The following is a 17,602-nucleotide window of genomic DNA, read 5'->3' as shown; positions in this document are numbered from 1 at the left end:
GTCCCATACGGCGCTTTTTAGTTGGGCCCCGTACTTTGCATCAACTGTTCGAGCCGGATCCAGAGTTGCAGCTAGTGTCTTACCTTTGCATTCCAGGTGAGCTTTTCATTGCAGCTACCCAGTCAGCGGTTCCTCCAGCGGTACGCTGAACCGCCGTCTCATGGCGGAAGTAATTATTTTTCGCAGAGTCAGGTTTCAGGATAGACACGAATTTTCCCTCTTTCACGAATTTCGAAAATAGTCACGCCATCCCCTTCCCCAATTACTTCAAGCACACGATCCGGAAAAGGGCCATCCGGCCATTGAACGGTAATTCTGTTGATGACTCCAGAGGTGGTTCGAGAGTAAATCGTCTCTGTATATTCGAGATCATCCCCCTCAATCTGAAATGCTCCATTAAATCCATCATTAATAGCGGAAAGTCGCACAATGCGAGTTACTTCTGAATCTGGATTTTCACGGAAGGTATTGTCATATACGTATCGTGTCGCGACACCATCAGAGTAGTCATAAAACTCATCCGATCGCATCCAATCGCGGTTTTCAGCGGGACCGATCAATTTTCCATATTTGACTACATGTATGACACGTCCTTCATTGTCATACGAATAGCGATATCGTCGAGGACCGGGTTTCGACTCTCCTTTCAACATACGACCGGGTTTGATTCCCAACACTTCCATACGATAGGGTTCGAGAGACCACGGCGCACCAACACCCGTCCCCCACCGCTGTGATTTTGTGTTCTCTATGGCTTTTTGGAGAAATCGTGGGTAAGCGCCGCCGCACTCACTCAGCAGTTTGACTAGACTCTCTTTTGGCATTGTTCACTCTCGGTCCAGATACTGTCCTTGGAAGCGAATGTTTTGTGGCCGCGGCACGTGAGCAAGTAGCGGAGTCGCATCATGTGCGTGCTTCCATACGGTGTCGACTGGTTAGTTGCTCACGCGATCCACTCCTCCTGCACCGCAGTGCCCCAAACCTTGTATCGAGCTTGCCACACCAGTGCGCCGTCGGCGTCATTCTGCTCCTCCGGCAACCCCGATACATCGTCGTCGAAATCGTAGACCGCATCCCGTACATCCGCATCATTAGCTGCCGCCTTGCCTTGATCGATCCGCGCCAGCGGCACATAGCTGTTGGGCTCATTCATACAAGTACGTCAGCGCTTCCTTACCCTGACGGTCGTGATACGTCTCCTGCACGAGCCGCATACTGTCCCACTGGAAGACGGTACTCGCGTAACCTCCGTTGAGCTTCCGAATCCACCGAACGAACGCGTCGGATTCGAAATGCGTGGCCGCGATCCCAAGACGATCCTTCGTCACGACGGGCTTTAACTGACTCCAATCGCCGTACTCAAGAACTGAATCCTTCACTGTTCCAGCTATCGGACTAAACGTCGGCCTCACGCCCCTCCAAAGGCAGACGAATCAAAAATAACACCACCAACTATCAACCTGATTTTGGATTGTTATGGAGTTCATCCAGGAAACCCCTCCCAGTCGGATATCTATCAAAAAACACAACATCCGTTTTTTTATATATTTCCAAATTAAAAATATACGCCCCCTTGCCTTTCAACATCAATCCATGTTCATGAATTCTCTCCTCTACGCCATCTAGCAAAGAAAGTACCACACCATCGACCAAACTCACATACTCGTCAATAAGCGCCGCAAGCTCATCCGGAAAATTATACTCAATGATTTTTCCATTAAAACAATGCTCGACATTGGAATCAGGAAAATAATCAATTACCGCATAAACTCGACCGTCTCTTCCTTGAATGCAATCAATCATTTCCCACCCCCTCAACTCTTCCGCACCTATTTGACCGATGCTCGTGGCCGGCCGGTTCGAGAAAGCATTATTCCAGATTTGCGTAACCTTGTTAGCATCGGCGGCCCTAATCAATGAGATCCTGGGGGATCCAACTCGGATCGAAAGATGCCGCTAATCTGCCATCACGTGGAGGAACAGGAACATAGTCAGCTTTTCTCGATCGTAGAAACTGAATCATTCCGGGGCCACGTTCCCCTAAATAGCTACCACCTCCTGGATGAGGCCCAACAAACTCTCGCGCGTTCCGCTCGATGGTGCTGATCGTTTCGTCAATGATCACGATATCTGAGAACGAATACCCACGGCATTCCAACATGCGGTCATAAACCGGAGGAATCCGCGAACTCCAGAGGAACGAGTCAACAAACTTGACGCCTGGTATGCGTCCGAGAACACCGACTCATCGGCGATGGACATGACGGCCTGCAACGTCGGCATCTTTAACTTCCGACGGGAATCCTGGCCCGGCTGCCTGTTCAATGCGCCCCATCGGGTCATACCGATACCTCGTCGTGCCATCGTGCAGATCCCGCTTCTGGATCACATTTTCCGCAGCGTCGTATTGCCACTACTTCGCCAGCAACTCGCCCACCACCCTGCCTGCTGTGCAACGTCCCGAGCACGACGGCCAGCCACGTCGTAACCAACGTGAGGTGTAGCTATAAAACTGATCGCTGCCACTTATCCTTAAAATTGAGAAGCTCCTTCTTCTTGATTTTCCACTCTCCGTCTTGACACTTCAACGTGAATCGGAATTTATTTTTCAACCCTATCGTTTGGCAAATAGTAAAAGTTGCTACTCCGCCTTCCATTTCAGCGCCATCCTCTACGTAACTGTCCGGATCGTATGACGGCGGCGAAGTACAACCAAGGTCAATTAAACGCCCCCCGTTCGCCTTATCCGGAAACGCCCACCTATTAATAATCTCGATTAAATTACTACGCCCCGCTTTGTCAATGGCCTCAGTGTCCAGATGCTCGAGCAACGCATTCTGCTTGGCCCGGTAGAACCGAGTCTCCCACTGATTCATTTCCGACATAAATTCCTTCAAGGCACTCCGAGCAAGCTTTAGTTCTTCATCTATCATTTTTGGCTCTTAATCGTTAGTATTGCACTCATGATCTCCTACCCACCCTATAGGACATCATAGGAGATCGGCATCGGTCGTGTACCATCGTTACCGTAGATGAATTGCGTACCTATGTCCGCCGAGCCGACCCTTGAGCTGTACTACGACCGCATCAAGGCATACGGATTTCATCTCCATCCAATATGGCAGCCCCATGTTTCATTGACGCTGAACCACTTATCCGAAATTCTCCGAAGTCGTTCGATGCTTCCAATACCCGGATTGAACATGATTCCATGACGGTGTGCCACCATTAGGCAAGGGCTTATCCGCCGACTAACTTCCATCCGCCAAACGAGACGCTACTCGCCCCCAACGGGTCGATCCAGGACAGCAGGTTGAGTGCGTATTCATACAAGTCGCATCCTCCGCCCGAAGAAATCGGGGCAGGATATTTAAAAATCTCTATGGATTTTTCATCGATCAATTTTACCCAGTCCGCCCCAAAATCGCCATCAATCCAATCCAAAAATCCTGTTCATAACATCTCCATCAAACGATTTATTCGAAGATATTTTCCTTCCAAGAATAAAATCAACATCAAGCTCACCCATCGCAATATCATTCTTCTTCGCCGCAAAAACGATGGTCAAAAATGGATATGAATAGTAGCCGGGGTTCTCCATTACATCACGAATCAGGCCAGGCTTAACCTCCACCACATCGATCACCCTTGGCAAATAAACATTCGCCACCTTCTCGCATATCCACCGACACGTCGACTCAACCTCCATTTCATTCCGTGGAAAATCAACTGCGCCACCGGCATTAGGCGAGAACGACTTTACTGTTTCCATGGATGTATTCATCGCAAGAACAAGACCCGTCGGTATTTTCGGCTTGTATGGTGGATTGCTGTTTTTATAAAAATCCTGTAGCTCACGAGAATCAGCGGAGGCAGAAAGAATATAGCCATTGGCGCTCTTCAGAAATCGGAACCCAATACGCCCACTGCGCCCCTCTTCCTGACCAATAAGAACCTCACCCCTCAATACTTTTACACCACTCTCGCCAATATTTTCGCTTAGAGTTTCCTGCAATCTCTTTTCAAAAAATTTCTTTAATTTCAAACTCATCTTGCACACCTCAACCTTCGGCAGACCTGTCTTTCACCGGTTCTAATCATCGTACACAACAGCCAGTTCCTCGCAGGCCCGCAGCCACTCAACTTGTGAACAGGCTACCCATGTTGGGGGGCAAGACGCGGGCCCGATCCTTTCAAAACTGGAGATCTACCTTGACAGCACGAGGCGTGTTCTCTGGAGGATCCTCTCGTGTAAGGCGACTAACGAAATCCCCTAAGGAGCTGGCGATTTTCGTTAGGCCGCCACCACTGGGCATCAAGCCCGGCCCGACCTCACTTTCATGATCCCAGAACCCAACCGATTGAGAACCATCCGATGCATCGATCCTCAAACATATTTGGTTACCGCCCGGCGCCTCTCCTATCGGAATCCAACCCGCTGCTATACGCCCCTTATACGTCTCAAACATCTGGAACATCGACAAACCGTACTTGCTCACTAGCCCGTAGAGGATCTCCAGAGCATCGGTGCCATCTTCTGCGGCCCATGGCGACGGCTCATCGGTACGAAATTTGATGAACGAGGTGAACTCAATGTCTCCCCCAAAATGGAGCAATAAATTCCTGTAGTCATCAGGAAACGGACCCACTTCAGCCTCCAAGTCGACCAGCAGTTGCGTCTTCATTTTTAGCGGCAAATCGATCGGGGCTGCTCCGAGTTGTGTAAGTTTGTCTAGCATCGTGCCTTCCCCATGTCTGCCGCCGATCCCGTGTGCCGGATATTTCCATGGAGATCGGATGGAATAAACTGAATTTCGGTCGTACTCACGTGGTGAAATGAGTCGTCGCGACGCCAAGCCGGTCCTTCGTCACGACGGTCTTCAACTGGTTCCAGTCGTCGTACTCAAGTACCAGTTCTTTGGCCGGCCCATGACCGCTCAACTTGCGAACCAGCCGCCCATAAACGTCATACTCGAAGCGCTTGTCCTCGAACATCTTGAGCCGGTTGTGCTCAACGAAGCCACCACGGTGATCGCTCGACACCAAGTTGGCCGCCGCATCACCGGTCTTCAGATACGGATAAAACTTGTCTGACTTAGGGGGCGAGGTTTTCACAGGTACCTCACATTTCCTACTTAGTTAAGAAACGTTGCCCACAGCAGCATTCCAGGCACGCTCGAAATCCTCCTCCTTGATTTCGTCATGCGGCATGATTTCAAGCTCATCCTTCATCCCATCAAATAGCAAAAAACCAATATCAGGGTTCCAATCGTGCCTGGACGATGACGCGCAGACAGGTCCATTGTCAGGCCGACTAATCTGGCGCGTCGCGACACCATCAACAAATTCCGTAAAAATCTCCCCGAGGCCGCATAAAAACTCCGTTCGGGAGCAGAAATACTCTTTCTTCATAAGCAACCGATCTGCTTTATTTACGCGATTTAAAATACCAAGCGAACTCTTCTCTTCAACCAAGGATGCCCCAAGGCATGGCTCCGCCTCCTTGCCTTCACGTTGTCCTGAGGCCCCGGTGCCTACGACAGCGGTTGCATCGCGCCCCCTGCAGGACTTGCATGGAACCCCGACGCATACTCCCGCAGTACCATGTCACCTCGTCCGATAGTGCTTCAATTTTTACTTTGTCGAATCCGTAATTATTCAACAACCTCAATGTCAGGATTTAATTTTTCATAGATACCTATAGCCTTCGAGCCAATATTTGAAATCGCACGAATTCCACACGGCTCGAATTTTTCACATACCTCACCATTATTGTCAACATAGCGCCTCCTCAATCGATCATAAAAGCAGTGATTCGGAAAAATATTCATATCCGATTCACGCAGGCGCCCGATATTCTCAAACCCTCCCTTCGCCCTCCAGTCCATCGTCGCAACAAGGGCAGGCGGCACAATCAAATTATTCTTATCCAATGTAAATTTGGAATCCCTCTCAGTCGAAATCTCGTTGTACAGATAAATTATACAGAGCTCCTCTGAGCCATATTTGAAATCATCCTTCACGACGAGACCCGGGATGAACCCAATTCCCTTCATATTCATGATAAATAAATCCCCTCTTTCCGGCTTTGCTTTCTTTCCACCTTCCAGGAGATTAATCACTTCCTTCATTTTCACTTGCTTCATTCGAGTAGATGCCCCATCCGTTATCCTGCAACCAATTTCAACCCCATGCTACAGCATGCGTTATACAAAGGGCGGTTCGGATGAATACTGTTATCAATATTCGCAAATTCGCCGCGCTTTGCGTCAATTACTGCCTGCTCAACTGATCTCGCCTGATTTCTCGGAAGCTGCCCCGTCTCATCTGTAAGCAAGTCGAGGCCATAACCACGGTTTTTCGCGTACCGTGTAGACGGATCTTTTGCTATCCGGACACAATTAGGTTCTTGTCCCTCTGCACTTCTCAGATACACATCGGCCTTGCCACGACTGCGCGCCACCCAGCCCTCAAATGATTCTGGAGTGGACTTGGTTGAGCATGGGGACAGCCCGAACGGATCAATCCACGAGATCGGGTTTCGCGCATAGTGATAGAGGTTAGTTCCGCCCATCAACCCGGTTGGATCCGGACTGATAAAGCGCCCGATGTCAGGATCGTAGAACCGGAACGTGTTGTAGTGCAACCCAGTCTCACGGTCCAGATACTGCCCCTGGAAGCGCAGATTTTTCGCCCGCGGCACATTAGCAGGCACTGGCGCCATCGCTTGCACATCACCCCATTTCGGTGTTGGCTGCTGCGGTTCCCGCGCGATCCACTCCTCCTGCACCGCGTTGCCCCAAACCTTGTAGCGAGCCTGCCAGATCAACTCGCCATCAGCGCTAGTCAACTCCTCCGACAACCCCGATACATCGTTGTGAAAATAGTAGACCGCATCCCGCCCATTGGCGTCGTTAGCCGTCGCCTTATCCTGATCGATCCGCGCCAGCGGCATATAGCTGTTGGACTCATACAAGTACGTCAGCGCTTCCTCACCCTGACGATCGTGATGTGTTTCCTGCGAGAGCCGCATGCCGTCCCACAGAAAATCCGTACTCGCATATCCCCCCATTGAGCTTCCGAATCCGCTGGCCGAACGCGTCGTACTCAAGGGCCAGCTCTTTAGCCGGCCCGTGCCCTCTCAACTTGCGAACCAGCCGCGCATAGACGTCATACTCGAAGCGCTTGTCCTCGAACATCTTGAGCCGGTTATGCTCAACGAAGCCTCCGGGGTGATCGCTCGACACCAGGTTCGGCGCCGCATCCCACCGAAACACTTCCGACGGCAATCTCGGCATGGCCGCCTGTTCAATGCGACCAGTCCATCAACGAAATCGTGACTGAATACATATTGATAGAGAGTTACCTCTCCATCAGTATCTTTTGGACAAGATCGAACCCACACACTTCCATCGTTGTGTATTTCGAGTAATCGGAAACAGGAATGCGCCCGATCTCCTCATCCCCATTGAATAATCCACCCGAATAATTAAAAATCTTCATCTCCAATTTATCACCATATAAATCAGAATGCCCGATAATTGGCCACTCGCCTTTTGCAATCAGCTGAATACCGGCAAATATAATACGAACCTCCCTCTTGAATTTCAGGAAAGCCATCGGAGGGAAATCATCGGCCCTATCGAGATCAAAATCTCGCCCCTCTTGGATTGACAAAACACAAAAAGCAAATACCTTTTTAAATTTCCCTTGAGAGGAAAAAACTATCTGACAGACGGCAAACCTCCCATCGCTCAATGCAATAACAAAAACATCTCCCTCTTTATATACAACGTTCATAGCCCGTGGCCCTGCAAAACAGAAAGTGTGTGGTTCAATATTTGTTGTCCCCCCATCCAGCACTATGTCCAGCGACATCGTAGGCATTCGCATTAGGATTTTTGGGACTATACGAACGAATCTGATTAAGAAGAATCGTTAGCGGATTGATGGGTTGCGCGCCACCATTCAAGTCCATAATCTTCCGCTCCAAAAATTTCTCTTCAGACTTCGTCAAATTATTATCAAAAATAGTCAACCGCATCAACTGGGACTTCCCTGGCGTATTGGCATGAATGCCCAGTCGCGAAGGTGCATCGCCTCTACCGACGTACAAGATGTTCTGTCCATCGTGCAAAACATAAAGTCCCTGTCCGTTGACTCGATCATAACTAGATCCAGTGCCACTGGACTTACGTGTTGACGGGAGACCAAGGCAGGGCGTCAAACCCCAAGGATCAACCCAGCTTATCGGGTTTGGCGCATATTGATATAGGTTGATCCCGCCACGCAATGAGATCGGGTCGGGGTTGATGAAGCGACCGATATCTGGATCATAGAACCTGAACGTGTTGTAGTGCTGCCCAGTCTCGCGTTCCAGGTACTGCCCCTAGAAACGAAGATTCTGTGACCGCGGCGCATGGGTCGGTGTTGGCGCGGCCACTGGCACTTCGCCCCAGGACGGTGTCGCCCGCCGAGGTGTCCGCGCGATCCATTCTTCCTGCACCGCGGTGCCCCACAACTTGTAGCGCGCCTGCCAGACCCGTTCGCCGTCGGCGTCGGTCAGTTCCTCCGGCAGCAAGGATTTATCCGTCGCCAAACTTCCATCTGCTAAACGAGACGCTACTCGCCCTCAGTGGATTGATCCGGGACCGCAGGCTGAGCGCGCATGCATACAAGTCGCATTCTCCGCTCAAGTAGAACGGAACAGCATACGTCTAATTTTTTATGGATTTTTCATCGATCAACTGCATCCAGCTCACCTCAAACTCACCATCAATCTAATTTAAAAATTTATTTTCATAACATCGCCATACAACGACTTATTCCGGGAGATTTTATTTACAAAAAATAAAATCGGCATCAAGCCCATCCAGTCCGACACCATTCTACTTCGCCGCAAAACGGGGACGAGTAGCAGCCCGGAATCTGCCACCATCCTCACGGCATTCCGCATCGGATTGCCCGCGCCACTCCCAAGAATATCCCCTACAAGCTTCAGTTACACGAATCACAATTGAATCGGCCTATATGAGAGAATTTTGTCCACAACCTCCTCAAGCGACATATCCTCGTACTCCTTTTGAAAAATGTAATCCATCGCATAAGGATCCAATACATTTTTATTCAGAATTTCGACATCGTTTTCAGCTTCCTCATCAGAGGTGTAATTTGACTCCCTCATCCTTCCAACCAGAACAATTAGTTCATCCCTATTCATCACTTAACCTCTCAAAAATGATACGAAGGATCCAGCACTTCAGCGTGATATCGGGGCGTTACGATACGCAAATTATCCATATCATAGACACCCCCATCATGCTGAATCGGTTCTATATGATGAAGCACATACGAGGTGTTCTTACCCACTCCCTGAGTAATCGATGCCTTCGGAGCCAATCCATTTGTCATTCTCGACACGTTCGATTTCGAGAACTGACTACTCAGATCGTGGTCCATTGAGACTTCCTGCTTGTCCTCGAACATCTTGAGCCGGTTGTGCTCAACGAAGCCTCCGGGGTGATCGCTCGACACCAGGTTCGCTGCCGCGTCCCAGCGAAACACTTCCGACGGCAATCCCGGCCCGGCCGCCTGTTCAATGCGCCCCGTCGGGTCATATCGGTAGCTCGTCGCCCCATAGCGCAGATCCCGCTTCTGGATCACATCGCCCGCAGCGTCGTATTGCCATTGCTTCGCCAGCAACTCATCCGCCGACCGGCCTCGCTGCGCAACGTGTCGAGCACGACGGCCAACCGCGTCATACCCGAAGTGACTCGTCAGCTTGCCTTGCGTCCGCAGAACTTCCCGATGCAGATCGTCGCGCTCGATGTCCGCAACGGCAGCGCCGTCAACGCGGATCTGATGCACGTGCCCCGAACCGTAATGCAGCCAATCGATCGTGCGTTCGCCCGAGATCGTGGTGCTGACGCGATTACCCAGTTCATCGTAGGTATGCGCAAGCCAGCCCGTCGGCGTGTATTCCTCGAGCACCTCTCCGCGCGCCCCGTACTTCAGGCTGACCCGATTCTTCAGCGACGGGCCACGAGCCGCCAGCGTGTACAACTCGGCCGACGCGATTCGGCTCGCCTTGTCGTACAGGTACTCACATCGCTCATGCGTGGCTTGCTTCGCCGTCAGTCGCCCAATCGCATCGCGCTCGTATCGCGTCTCGATCAGTCCATCGCGTACGATCGTTCCTTGACCGCACACGTCGTACTCGTAAGTGCGCTTGTGGCCATCAAGCCCGATCTGCTCAGCAACCAGATCACGACGGTCATTCTGGAAGCGATACGACTCACGATTTTCGTTGGTCAAGCTCGCGAGCCGGAACGCATCGTCGTACCCGAATCGCACCACACGATCAGCAGCATCCGTACGAGACAAGAGCAGCCCACGCGGATTGATCTCATACCGCGTGCTGCGCTGATTCGCATCAACAACCTCAACGAGACGCCCAGCCACGTCATACCGGAACGCCTGACGAGCACCATCCGCCGTCCCGATCCCCGTGACCCGCCCCATCGCATCCGATTCGTACACGGTAGACTGCCCGGCCGCATCGGTCACACGTGCGAGCGCACCACGTGCGTCATACGCAAACCGCGTCACCTTGCCGGAGCAATCCGTATACGAGATCAACTGCGCACGGCCATTCCACTCGAGGAACTTGCACCCACCCCGCGCAATTCGAACCGAACAACGATTTCTAGGCTGCGCTACACCTTGCACAGTTTGCCAGGGGGCACGCGTTCGGCGTCGATCATTAGCTCATCACACGACAGGCGAGGCGCTCGGTGGTAACCGACGTCGGCAATTCAATCCCCGTCGTAGGTGAGGTCGTGCCAGCGTTGCGAAGTACCACCACCGGACCCGAGTTGGCCTCGCGGAAATCGCTTGACGGCTATCGCATGGAGCGCTCGCTCGTCGCGCGCGGGATCACCGCAGCTACGCCGCACTTTCAGATCGCGGACGCGACCGTTTTCGTCGAGCCAAACACGGACAAGCACATTTCGGTTGGCGTCGCTCGATCGCGGGACGGCTCGAGACAACATGCGATCAATCAATGACATGGGCGTTCTCTTTGCTAGCTGACGTGGTTGGACTTGTACCGGCGTTATGCGTCGATGCTATAACCAACTACAGGCCCTCGTACTTGGTCGGAGCGGCAGGAGTTGCCCGTGATCCTGATCCCAACCCCGACGCACAACCGGACTGCGCTACGCGCCGAACGATCGGACGGACACATTCAGGTCGAGCTGCCGACAGTGATTAAATAATTCCCCGACCTAAGCTCCGATTTTTTTAACAACACCTCAAAAGATGTTCCTTTTGGCGGGATAGCACTTGACAAATCACAGTCATCAAATGCCACGTATTCGCCCAATATAGCACTGGAAAAATCAACTCCTGTCATAGAATTAAATCTGGCCCCTTCCGTCAAATCATCCGTGTATCTACCCCGAAAAACGACGTCCTGCAGCTTACCCGAGAATTTACAACGCTCCAGGTAGCTCGCTTTAAAATCCACCCCCTTCCACTTGCAGTTTGAGAACGAGCACCCAATTAATTCCGGACGGAAAAACATCCCACCACGGAAATCACATTTGTCAAATTTAAATTTTTCAAAAATACCACCCCTAGCGCCCAATGTTATGGTTCTCAGATCAACACCCAAGAATGAGCAATTTCGGAATACACATCCATATGCCCTGGCGTCATTCAGAATAGAACGAACGAAAACGCAATCGTTGAATTCAACGCAATCGAAAACCGGATGATTAAAATCGGTCTCCGAAAAGTCAAACCCGTCAAATTTCTCATTGGAAATAGACGTCTTAAAATCCCACCCAACCCCTTTAAATCTTTCGTCCATTTTATCGGACCCAGAATAATCCCGACCCACCATCTCCATACTTAGCCTGATGCATGCCCCTGCTCCAATCATTTTCCGTTGTTAGATCCCACCAGCTCCCTGTCTTTCGATTTACGACGTCGGCGCCGAACTGCCCAGACTTCGTCACTGTGAGATGCGCCAATGACGGATCGTTGGCAACTCGCATCTCAAATTCTGCGTCCATTCGCTGTCCAACATACAACCGCTCTTTTGTTGCGGCCCTCGTGAGATGGAGTGCCCTGCCTTCCTCAGTTGTAGCTGTTTTCGCTCGGTCCAACGATCTCTCTATCGACGCTAGCTGCCGGTCAGTCATGCCTTTGTTCGCGCGCGCCAACACTGCACTCCTTGTATCTTGCGCGTGCTTCGTCAGTGCGGCGGTGTCCGCACATGAAAGCCCCCAAGGATCGATCCATCCGAGTGAATTCGGCGCATACTGGAACAGGTTCGTGCCGCCGGCGAGCCCGATTGGATCCGGGTGGATGAACCGCCCGATATCCGGATCGTAGACCCGGAAGGTGTTGTAGTGCAGCCCGGTCTCGCGGTCCAGATACTGCCCCTGGAAACGCTGGTTCTGCGGCCGCGGTACGTGCGCCGGCGCTGCCGCTGGCTGCATTTCGTCCCATACCGGCGCCGGCCGCTGCTGCGCTCGCGCGATCCATTCCTCCTGGACCGCATTGCCCCACACCTTGTAGCGCGCCTGCCAGACCAACTCGCCGTCGACGTCGGTCAGTTCTTCGGGCAGCCCCGACACGTCGTTATGGAAATAGTAGACCGTGTCACGCGTTGGCATCGTTCGCCGCTGGCGTCGCCTGATCGATCCGCGCGAGCGGTACGTAGCTATCCGGCTCGTATAGGTACGTCAGCGCCTCTTCGCCGAGGCGGTCGTGATAGATCTCCTGTACGAGTCGCATGCCGTCCCACAGGAAATCCGTGCTCGTGTAGCTGCCGTTGAGCTTGCGAATCCGCCGGCCGAACGCATCGTATTCGAAGTGTGTGGTCGACACGCCGAGCCGGTCCTTGGTCACGACGGTCTTCAGTTGATTCCAGTCGTCGTATTCGAGCGTCTGCTCTCTGGCGGGGCCGTGGCCGCTCAGCTTGCGCACGAGCCGCCCGTACGCGTCATACTCAAAGCGCTTGTCCTCGAACATCCTGAGCCGGTTGTGTTCGACGTAGCCACCCGGGTGGTCGCTCGATACCAGGTTCGCGGCGGCATCCCAGCGGAACACCTCGGACGGCTGGCCTGGCCCCGTCGCCTGCTCAATGCGGCCGGTTGGGTCGTAACTGTAGTTCGTCGTCCCGTAGTGCTGATCGCGCTTCTGGACGACGTCGCCAGCCGCGTCGTACTGCCACTGCTTGGCCAGAAGCGCGTCGCTTTTTAGACTTCAAGCCTTCCATTCGGAAAGACATTTTTTTAATTCTAAAATCTGACTCTCAACCGATCTGATAATTCCATCTTCAGAATCCCACATTTCCAAGAATGTCCATTTTGAATTTGGTGGATTTATCATATTCCCAAGAATTTCTATACCCCTCTCGAGAAGTTTTTTTGCATCTCCATTTTTTTCATCCTGCTGCCAAATATAAGGTTTTGCCAAAAACTGTAAAATATAACATGCCGCCCTGATTTGCTCGTATTTAACTTCGTCCGCTTCATTGAAATTATCAAAGCCATCTTTTACCATGGTCAGATTGCAGCTTTTGATGAATTTCGCAAACCAACTCACTGACTCATCGTTTCCCCACGGTTCAAAACCCCACGCACCCATGATTCCTCTCCAGTTGAGTGTTCACAAAAATTGAACTGCGCACGGCCATTCCACTCGAGGAACTTGTACCCACCCCGCGCATCGCGAATCGTATACACGAGCCCGCGCTCGTCCCGGTGATAACCGGTCGCAAAACCCGCCGGATCGGTTTCCGCTACAGGCAGGTCGTAGTACCCATTCCACTCGGTTCGCTCGACCTAGCCAAGCGCATCGATGCGCTGCGTCTGTCGCCCGCGCTCGTCATATTCGAAGCGCGTCGTGTTCCCCGCCGGGTCGGTCGTGCTGATCAACTGCCGCTTTGCGTTCCACTCCAACTGCCAAACGTGGCCTTCGGCATCCGTATGGCTCGTCGGCTGCTGATCCTCGTTCCACGTCCAGCGGGTAACGCGACCGATCTGATCGGTAATCGTCACCGAACGCTGAACGAGATCCGCATTGAACGTGTACGCTTCGCCGTCATTGGTCCAGTGGCGCACGACGCGCGCATCGCGGCCGACACCCTGCCACTCATAGAAACACTGCAGGCCGCCGCGCAACGTGTGCTGGACCATCAGCCCATGCTCGTACGCAAAGCGCCGACCGCCATGGCCGCTACGATCCGTAACGGCCACCAGTTCGCCGGCATGGTTGTACGCGTACCGCACCAACGTGTCGGGTTGTTCGCCGTCGACACCACGTGTCAGCTCGATCGCGGCAATACGTTGCGGATGCAACTTATCGTAGGACAGTGTCAGCAAGCGACCGGCGCTATCGTGCAACCGTACTGGCCGCACAATCTCGTCCTGAGCTTCTCGCTCCACCTCGATCCAGTTACCGTTGCGATCTTCGAGGCGCCACAGCTTGAGCGCTTCACGATCCGCATCGGTACGAGCACGGCCGAAATCGCGATACACGCCATCGACCGTTTCGACCACATAGTGGCCACCCTCAGTGCAGATCAGGTAAATGCCTTCAGGCACGCTGAAATGGCTCTCACCCGGCTGCACTGCCGGGAACACAATATCGCGCCCCTGCTCGTCCCAGTAGGTGATCGACACGACTTCGCCATGTTCGCGCGCAAGCCGCAACTCAACGCTGATCGGCACGCTCCAGCCCGCCCCGAACAGGCTGTCGGCACGATCATCGAGGCTGCTATAGAAGCGCTGCCAAACGATCGGCAGCGGCCCGGGCAATACGAAGTCGGTATCGTCCGTGCCATCGAGAACCTTGCTGCCGGTAATGACATTAACCGGATGCCCTGCCGACGGCCTCGCCAGACTACCCAGCCAGGTACCGAACGCACCCGCCGCGAAATTCATCGCAATTCACGGCACCTTGCTCTTCAGAAAGTCGCCCCAGCTCATCTTCCCGCGGCCGCACACCGCGAGCGCGATACCGAGCGCCGCCCCCAGCCACCCGAGCCGCGTGGCCGATTTCACATCCCGCACCCGCTGCGTACCGCCGCCGATAAAGACGTTGTCCGAGCCTTCGGCAATCGTCCCGTCGCAAGTCGTCTTGTCGCCGACCCGTGCGGCCGGTTGGTCGTTGATATAAACGCTGCCCGACCCGTCGGCAATCATCTGCGGCCCGGGATGATCGGTACACGCAACGGTATCGAGATCGCCCGGCTTCGCCGCCCGCGCCGCCGGCTTGTCGTTGACGTAAACGTTCCCCGACCCGCTCGCGATCTTGCCTTTGATCTCGGGCGGCACGATCGAATTTTACTTGGACGGTTGCGCCACAAGATAGAAGAACGCGTTATTCGTCAGATAGTGTCCGTCCATACCGTCGAACTTCGCAGCGGCATCCGGTCCCGCAAAAAATCGAGCCTCTGGTTTTTCATTTACCACTCCCGTTTCGCGGTTGACCACGAACGTCTTGTGCGCAAATTTCTTGAACACTTTCCAGACGGTTTTAACAAATGCATCCATATCCGGCTCTGCATCGGGGTTATAGGAAGCTGCCAAGCGTCCGTCTTGTAGGCACCCGGGAGCATAGTCCGCCTCGTGCGATCGAAGAAACTGGATCATTCCCGGACCGACCTTTCCCCCAATATAGCCGGCTCCACCGGGATGAGCTCCAACAAATTCGCGCGCATAACGATCAACGCTACAAATCGACTCATCGATAATAACGATGTTGGAAAACGGTTGCCAATTACACTCTGTCATGCTGTCGTGGACAGGGGGAACCGGCGAGCTCCAGATATACGAGTCGATAAACTTGACTTGCGGAATTTGCGCTTTCAGCAGATCCGAGAACACCGCTTCGTCGACTGGGGTCATGAAGGTCTGCAACGTCGGCATCTTGGTGGTCAAAACGAACTCCTTTCTTTCATTTAATGGTGACAGTGCCAGGCATCATTGTCGCCGTATTCAGGTCGCCAGGTTGTAGTGGCGCGCCTTTTACGACCGTGATTACAATCGCCTTCGGAACCTGTTGCGTGATGCGATTCGCATTCGCCCATTCCCGTTGCGACATTCCGTTCACCGAACCTTTATCGACCGTCTGGATATGGATACGATTGCCTTGGGGATCCTGGAATGTCATATCCGTATATGAGCTTCCCTTCCGGCCGCTACCACTCAATGGCGGAAGATAAGTTTCCGGCTGTTCCCCGCTTGTCAGGCGTTCACGCCCTCCGGCAATATGGTCGTGAGTCGGATTATCAGCAAGATATTGATCTCTGACGTTATCCATATGGTTCTTGGTCGCCTGATTGCCTCGGCGACACCAGCCCCATGGATCAATCCACGTCAGCGGGTTCCCGGCATAGTGATACAAGTTGGCGCCGCCGGCGAGTCCGATCGGATCCGGATTGATGAACCGACCGATATCCGGATCGTAGAACCGGAAGGTGTTGTAGTGCAGCCCGGTCTCGCGGTCCAGATACTGCCCCTGGAAGCGCAGGTTCTGCGGCCGAGGCACATGCGTCGGGACGGGAGCAGCCGCCTGCACTTCGCCCCACGCCGGCGCCGGCCGCTGCGGCGCTCGCGCGATCCATTCTTCCTGAACTGCGTTGCCCCACACCTTGTAGCGAGCCTGCCAGACCAGTTCGCCGTCGACGTCGGTCAGCTCTTCGGGCAACCCCGACACGTCGTTATGGAAATAGTAGACGGTGTCGCGCGCATCGTCGTCGTTCGCCGCGGGCGCCGCCTGATCGATCCGCGCAAGCGGTACGTAGCTGTTGGACTCATACAAATACGTCAGCGCTTCCTCACCCTGACGATCTTGTCGTTGAGACCCGAGCCCTGCATGTACGCGGCCACGCCGACACCGATCGCCAGCACGATGGGCGTCGCCAGCCCGCCGGTGCCGATTTCGAGCGCCCCCAACGCGCCGAACACGAGGCCTTCCGCTATCGTGGTCAGCGCCCATCCGATCCCCATGCCGCCCAGCAGCGACCCGCCCATGCCGAGCATGGTCGCCCGCGAGCGTCGTGTGAGTAAAGGGATCATCCTTACGAGCGGCCGGCTGACTCATGGGCGCCGGCATCAGAAACCAGCGTGGGCGCAACCGGGCGCGGCTGGAAACTCTCCAGCATGCGCGCGGCAAGCGCACGTTGTTCGTCGTTGAGCGGTGCGGCATTGGTCAACGTCATCACTGCCCGCCGGCATCGAGCCGAAACGCCGTCTGTATCTGATGAAAGGTGCGGCCGTCCTGTTCATGCGTCGATTCCGTTTGCACGCCGGGGCATTCCGCCCGCCCGACCGTCATCGGGCGTCGCGACTGCACGTTCAGATTCTTCGCGGTGCGCGACGCCTGCGCCCATTCGCGCTCGACGAATGCATCGATCGACTCTTGCTCGCGAAGCCGGCCGCGTGACACGACGAGACTCAGGCCGCCCGGGCCGACGGGAAGAAACAACATGTTGACCGTACGGTCGAGCGCCGCATCCGGCAGTTCGAAGGTGCCTTCGTGGATTGCGTAGTGCATGCGCGGAGCGCCGCACCTATGGCGCACC

The 17,602-nt window shown here is 53.7% G+C and carries 24 protein-coding genes and 2 pseudogenes; all 26 read right to left on the bottom strand.

Features of this window, described 5'->3' with window-relative positions; genetic code table 11:
• Positions 1-188: 188 nt before the first annotated feature.
• The 26 genes and pseudogenes from ACN8ZM_RS18945 to ACN8ZM_RS18820 all read right to left on the bottom strand — a co-directional run bounded on the left by ACN8ZM_RS18945 (position 189) and on the right by ACN8ZM_RS18820 (position 17,601).
• Positions 189-824, bottom strand: coding sequence for a hypothetical protein (locus ACN8ZM_RS18945; RefSeq protein WP_420212040.1), 636 nt, complete (start codon positions 822-824; stop codon positions 189-191).
• Positions 825-943: 119 nt separating this feature from the next.
• Positions 944-1,153 (bottom strand): RHS domain-containing protein, encoded by a 210-nt coding sequence (locus ACN8ZM_RS18940; RefSeq protein ID WP_420212039.1) that lies wholly within the window; start codon positions 1,151-1,153, stop codon positions 944-946.
• A gap of 302 nt (positions 1,154-1,455) precedes the next feature.
• Positions 1,456-1,917: a hypothetical protein gene (locus ACN8ZM_RS18935; protein ID WP_420212038.1), complete on the bottom strand. Its 462-nt coding sequence runs from the start codon at positions 1,915-1,917 to the stop codon at positions 1,456-1,458.
• A 587-nt stretch (positions 1,918-2,504) separates the two neighbouring features.
• Positions 2,505-2,933, bottom strand: a complete 429-nt coding sequence (locus ACN8ZM_RS18930) for an NTF2 fold immunity protein (RefSeq protein ID WP_420212037.1) — start codon at positions 2,931-2,933, stop codon at positions 2,505-2,507.
• Between the two features lie 497 nt (positions 2,934-3,430).
• Complete coding sequence (locus tag ACN8ZM_RS18925; RefSeq protein ID WP_420212036.1) at positions 3,431-4,051, bottom strand: hypothetical protein; 621 nt, start codon at positions 4,049-4,051, stop codon at positions 3,431-3,433.
• A 142-nt stretch (positions 4,052-4,193) separates the two neighbouring features.
• On the bottom strand, positions 4,194-4,739 hold the full coding sequence (locus tag ACN8ZM_RS18920; protein ID WP_420212035.1) for an SMI1/KNR4 family protein: 546 nt from the start codon (positions 4,737-4,739) through the stop codon (positions 4,194-4,196).
• A gap of 85 nt (positions 4,740-4,824) precedes the next feature.
• Positions 4,825-5,115, bottom strand: coding sequence for a hypothetical protein (locus tag ACN8ZM_RS18915; RefSeq protein ID WP_089452064.1), 291 nt, complete (start codon positions 5,113-5,115; stop codon positions 4,825-4,827).
• A 24-nt stretch (positions 5,116-5,139) separates the two neighbouring features.
• Positions 5,140-5,475 (bottom strand): hypothetical protein, encoded by a 336-nt coding sequence (locus ACN8ZM_RS18910; RefSeq protein ID WP_420212034.1) that lies wholly within the window; start codon positions 5,473-5,475, stop codon positions 5,140-5,142.
• Between the two features lie 179 nt (positions 5,476-5,654).
• Positions 5,655-6,137 (bottom strand): hypothetical protein, encoded by a 483-nt coding sequence (locus tag ACN8ZM_RS18905; RefSeq protein WP_420212033.1) that lies wholly within the window; start codon positions 6,135-6,137, stop codon positions 5,655-5,657.
• Between the two features lie 29 nt (positions 6,138-6,166).
• The gene (locus ACN8ZM_RS18900; RefSeq protein WP_420212032.1) at positions 6,167-7,111 is read right to left on the bottom strand and encodes an RHS repeat-associated core domain-containing protein; all 945 of its coding nucleotides are present in this window, start codon (positions 7,109-7,111) and stop codon (positions 6,167-6,169) included.
• A 251-nt stretch (positions 7,112-7,362) separates the two neighbouring features.
• Positions 7,363-7,878 carry an immunity 26/phosphotriesterase HocA family protein gene (locus ACN8ZM_RS18895; protein WP_420212031.1) on the bottom strand — a complete coding sequence of 172 codons (516 nt, stop codon included), beginning with the start codon at positions 7,876-7,878 and terminating at the stop codon, positions 7,363-7,365.
• A 349-nt stretch (positions 7,879-8,227) separates the two neighbouring features.
• Positions 8,228-8,575, bottom strand: a pseudogene (locus tag ACN8ZM_RS18890) (RHS repeat-associated core domain-containing protein); the annotation flags it as partial.
• Positions 8,576-9,010: 435 nt separating this feature from the next.
• On the bottom strand, positions 9,011-9,220 hold the full coding sequence (locus ACN8ZM_RS18885) for a hypothetical protein (protein WP_420212030.1): 210 nt from the start codon (positions 9,218-9,220) through the stop codon (positions 9,011-9,013).
• 11 nt (positions 9,221-9,231) lie between these two features.
• Positions 9,232-10,638 (bottom strand): RHS repeat protein, encoded by a 1,407-nt coding sequence (locus ACN8ZM_RS18880; protein ID WP_420212029.1) that lies wholly within the window; start codon positions 10,636-10,638, stop codon positions 9,232-9,234.
• Between the two features lie 176 nt (positions 10,639-10,814).
• Positions 10,815-11,051, bottom strand: a complete 237-nt coding sequence (locus tag ACN8ZM_RS18875) for an energy transducer TonB family protein (protein WP_226214040.1) — start codon at positions 11,049-11,051, stop codon at positions 10,815-10,817.
• A gap of 194 nt (positions 11,052-11,245) precedes the next feature.
• Complete coding sequence (locus ACN8ZM_RS18870) at positions 11,246-11,872, bottom strand: pentapeptide repeat-containing protein (RefSeq protein ID WP_420212028.1); 627 nt, start codon at positions 11,870-11,872, stop codon at positions 11,246-11,248.
• 1 nt (position 11,873) lies between these two features.
• Positions 11,874-12,683 carry an RHS repeat-associated core domain-containing protein gene (locus tag ACN8ZM_RS18865; protein WP_420212027.1) on the bottom strand — a complete coding sequence of 270 codons (810 nt, stop codon included), beginning with the start codon at positions 12,681-12,683 and terminating at the stop codon, positions 11,874-11,876.
• On the bottom strand, positions 12,670-13,119 hold the full coding sequence (locus ACN8ZM_RS18860; RefSeq protein WP_301768340.1) for a hypothetical protein: 450 nt from the start codon (positions 13,117-13,119) through the stop codon (positions 12,670-12,672). Before ACN8ZM_RS18860 ends, ACN8ZM_RS18865 begins: the two co-directional genes overlap by 14 nt.
• A 156-nt stretch (positions 13,120-13,275) precedes the next feature.
• Positions 13,276-13,659 (bottom strand): hypothetical protein, encoded by a 384-nt coding sequence (locus ACN8ZM_RS18855; protein ID WP_420212026.1) that lies wholly within the window; start codon positions 13,657-13,659, stop codon positions 13,276-13,278.
• A gap of 197 nt (positions 13,660-13,856) precedes the next feature.
• On the bottom strand, positions 13,857-14,957 hold the full coding sequence (locus ACN8ZM_RS18850) for a DUF6531 domain-containing protein (protein ID WP_420212025.1): 1,101 nt from the start codon (positions 14,955-14,957) through the stop codon (positions 13,857-13,859).
• Positions 14,958-14,963: 6 nt separating this feature from the next.
• Entirely contained in the window at positions 14,964-15,350 is a 387-nt protein-coding gene (locus ACN8ZM_RS18845) for a PAAR domain-containing protein (protein WP_420212024.1), read from the bottom strand.
• A gap of 9 nt (positions 15,351-15,359) precedes the next feature.
• Positions 15,360-15,956 carry a hypothetical protein gene (locus tag ACN8ZM_RS18840; RefSeq protein ID WP_420212023.1) on the bottom strand — a complete coding sequence of 199 codons (597 nt, stop codon included), beginning with the start codon at positions 15,954-15,956 and terminating at the stop codon, positions 15,360-15,362.
• 16 nt (positions 15,957-15,972) lie between these two features.
• Positions 15,973-16,755: pseudogene (locus ACN8ZM_RS18835) on the bottom strand (RHS repeat-associated core domain-containing protein); the annotation flags it as partial.
• Between the two features lie 89 nt (positions 16,756-16,844).
• Positions 16,845-17,096: a hypothetical protein gene (locus ACN8ZM_RS18830; protein WP_420212022.1), complete on the bottom strand. Its 252-nt coding sequence runs from the start codon at positions 17,094-17,096 to the stop codon at positions 16,845-16,847.
• A 2-nt stretch (positions 17,097-17,098) separates the two neighbouring features.
• Positions 17,099-17,239, bottom strand: coding sequence for a hypothetical protein (locus tag ACN8ZM_RS18825; protein ID WP_420212021.1), 141 nt, complete (start codon positions 17,237-17,239; stop codon positions 17,099-17,101).
• A complete protein-coding gene (locus tag ACN8ZM_RS18820; RefSeq protein ID WP_420212640.1) occupies positions 17,239-17,601 on the bottom strand; it encodes a DcrB-related protein in 363 nt (120 codons plus the stop codon). Before ACN8ZM_RS18820 ends, ACN8ZM_RS18825 begins: the two co-directional genes overlap by 1 nt.
• Position 17,602: the final 1 nt, after the last annotated feature.

The sequence above is a fragment of the Burkholderia aenigmatica genome (assembly GCF_048627025.1).
Classification (GTDB): domain Bacteria; phylum Pseudomonadota; class Gammaproteobacteria; order Burkholderiales; family Burkholderiaceae; genus Burkholderia; species Burkholderia aenigmatica.
The sequence above is the reverse complement of the archived record's forward strand: the minus strand, read 5'-3'. Positions and strand labels throughout refer to the sequence as shown.

Bases quoted from the DNA above. Each gene is read 5' to 3' on its own strand.
- ACN8ZM_RS18875 (WP_226214040.1), bottom strand. From the start codon at position 11,051: ATGTTGTCTCGAGCCGTCCCGCGATCGAGCGACGCCAACCGAAATGTG.
- ACN8ZM_RS18885 (WP_420212030.1), bottom strand. From the start codon at position 9,220: ATGAATAGGGATGAACTAATTGTTCTGGTTGGAAGGATGAGGGAGTCA.
- ACN8ZM_RS18945 (WP_420212040.1), bottom strand. From the start codon at position 824: ATGCCAAAAGAGAGTCTAGTCAAACTGCTGAGTGAGTGCGGCGGCGCT.
- ACN8ZM_RS18895 (WP_420212031.1), bottom strand. From the start codon at position 7,878: ATGTCGCTGGACATAGTGCTGGATGGGGGGACAACAAATATTGAACCA.
- ACN8ZM_RS18855 (WP_420212026.1), bottom strand. From the start codon at position 13,659: ATGGGTGCGTGGGGTTTTGAACCGTGGGGAAACGATGAGTCAGTGAGT.
- ACN8ZM_RS18825 (WP_420212021.1), bottom strand. From the start codon at position 17,239: ATGACGTTGACCAATGCCGCACCGCTCAACGACGAACAACGTGCGCTT.
- ACN8ZM_RS18865 (WP_420212027.1), bottom strand. From the start codon at position 12,683: ATGCCAACGCGTGACACGGTCTACTATTTCCATAACGACGTGTCGGGG.
- ACN8ZM_RS18925 (WP_420212036.1), bottom strand. From the start codon at position 4,051: ATGAGTTTGAAATTAAAGAAATTTTTTGAAAAGAGATTGCAGGAAACT.
- ACN8ZM_RS18940 (WP_420212039.1), bottom strand. From the start codon at position 1,153: ATGAATGAGCCCAACAGCTATGTGCCGCTGGCGCGGATCGATCAAGGC.
- ACN8ZM_RS18850 (WP_420212025.1), bottom strand. From the start codon at position 14,957: ATGAATTTCGCGGCGGGTGCGTTCGGTACCTGGCTGGGTAGTCTGGCG.
- ACN8ZM_RS18930 (WP_420212037.1), bottom strand. From the start codon at position 2,933: ATGATAGATGAAGAACTAAAGCTTGCTCGGAGTGCCTTGAAGGAATTT.
- ACN8ZM_RS18920 (WP_420212035.1), bottom strand. From the start codon at position 4,739: ATGCTAGACAAACTTACACAACTCGGAGCAGCCCCGATCGATTTGCCG.
- ACN8ZM_RS18830 (WP_420212022.1), bottom strand. From the start codon at position 17,096: ATGATCCCTTTACTCACACGACGCTCGCGGGCGACCATGCTCGGCATG.
- ACN8ZM_RS18870 (WP_420212028.1), bottom strand. From the start codon at position 11,872: ATGGACGAAAGATTTAAAGGGGTTGGGTGGGATTTTAAGACGTCTATT.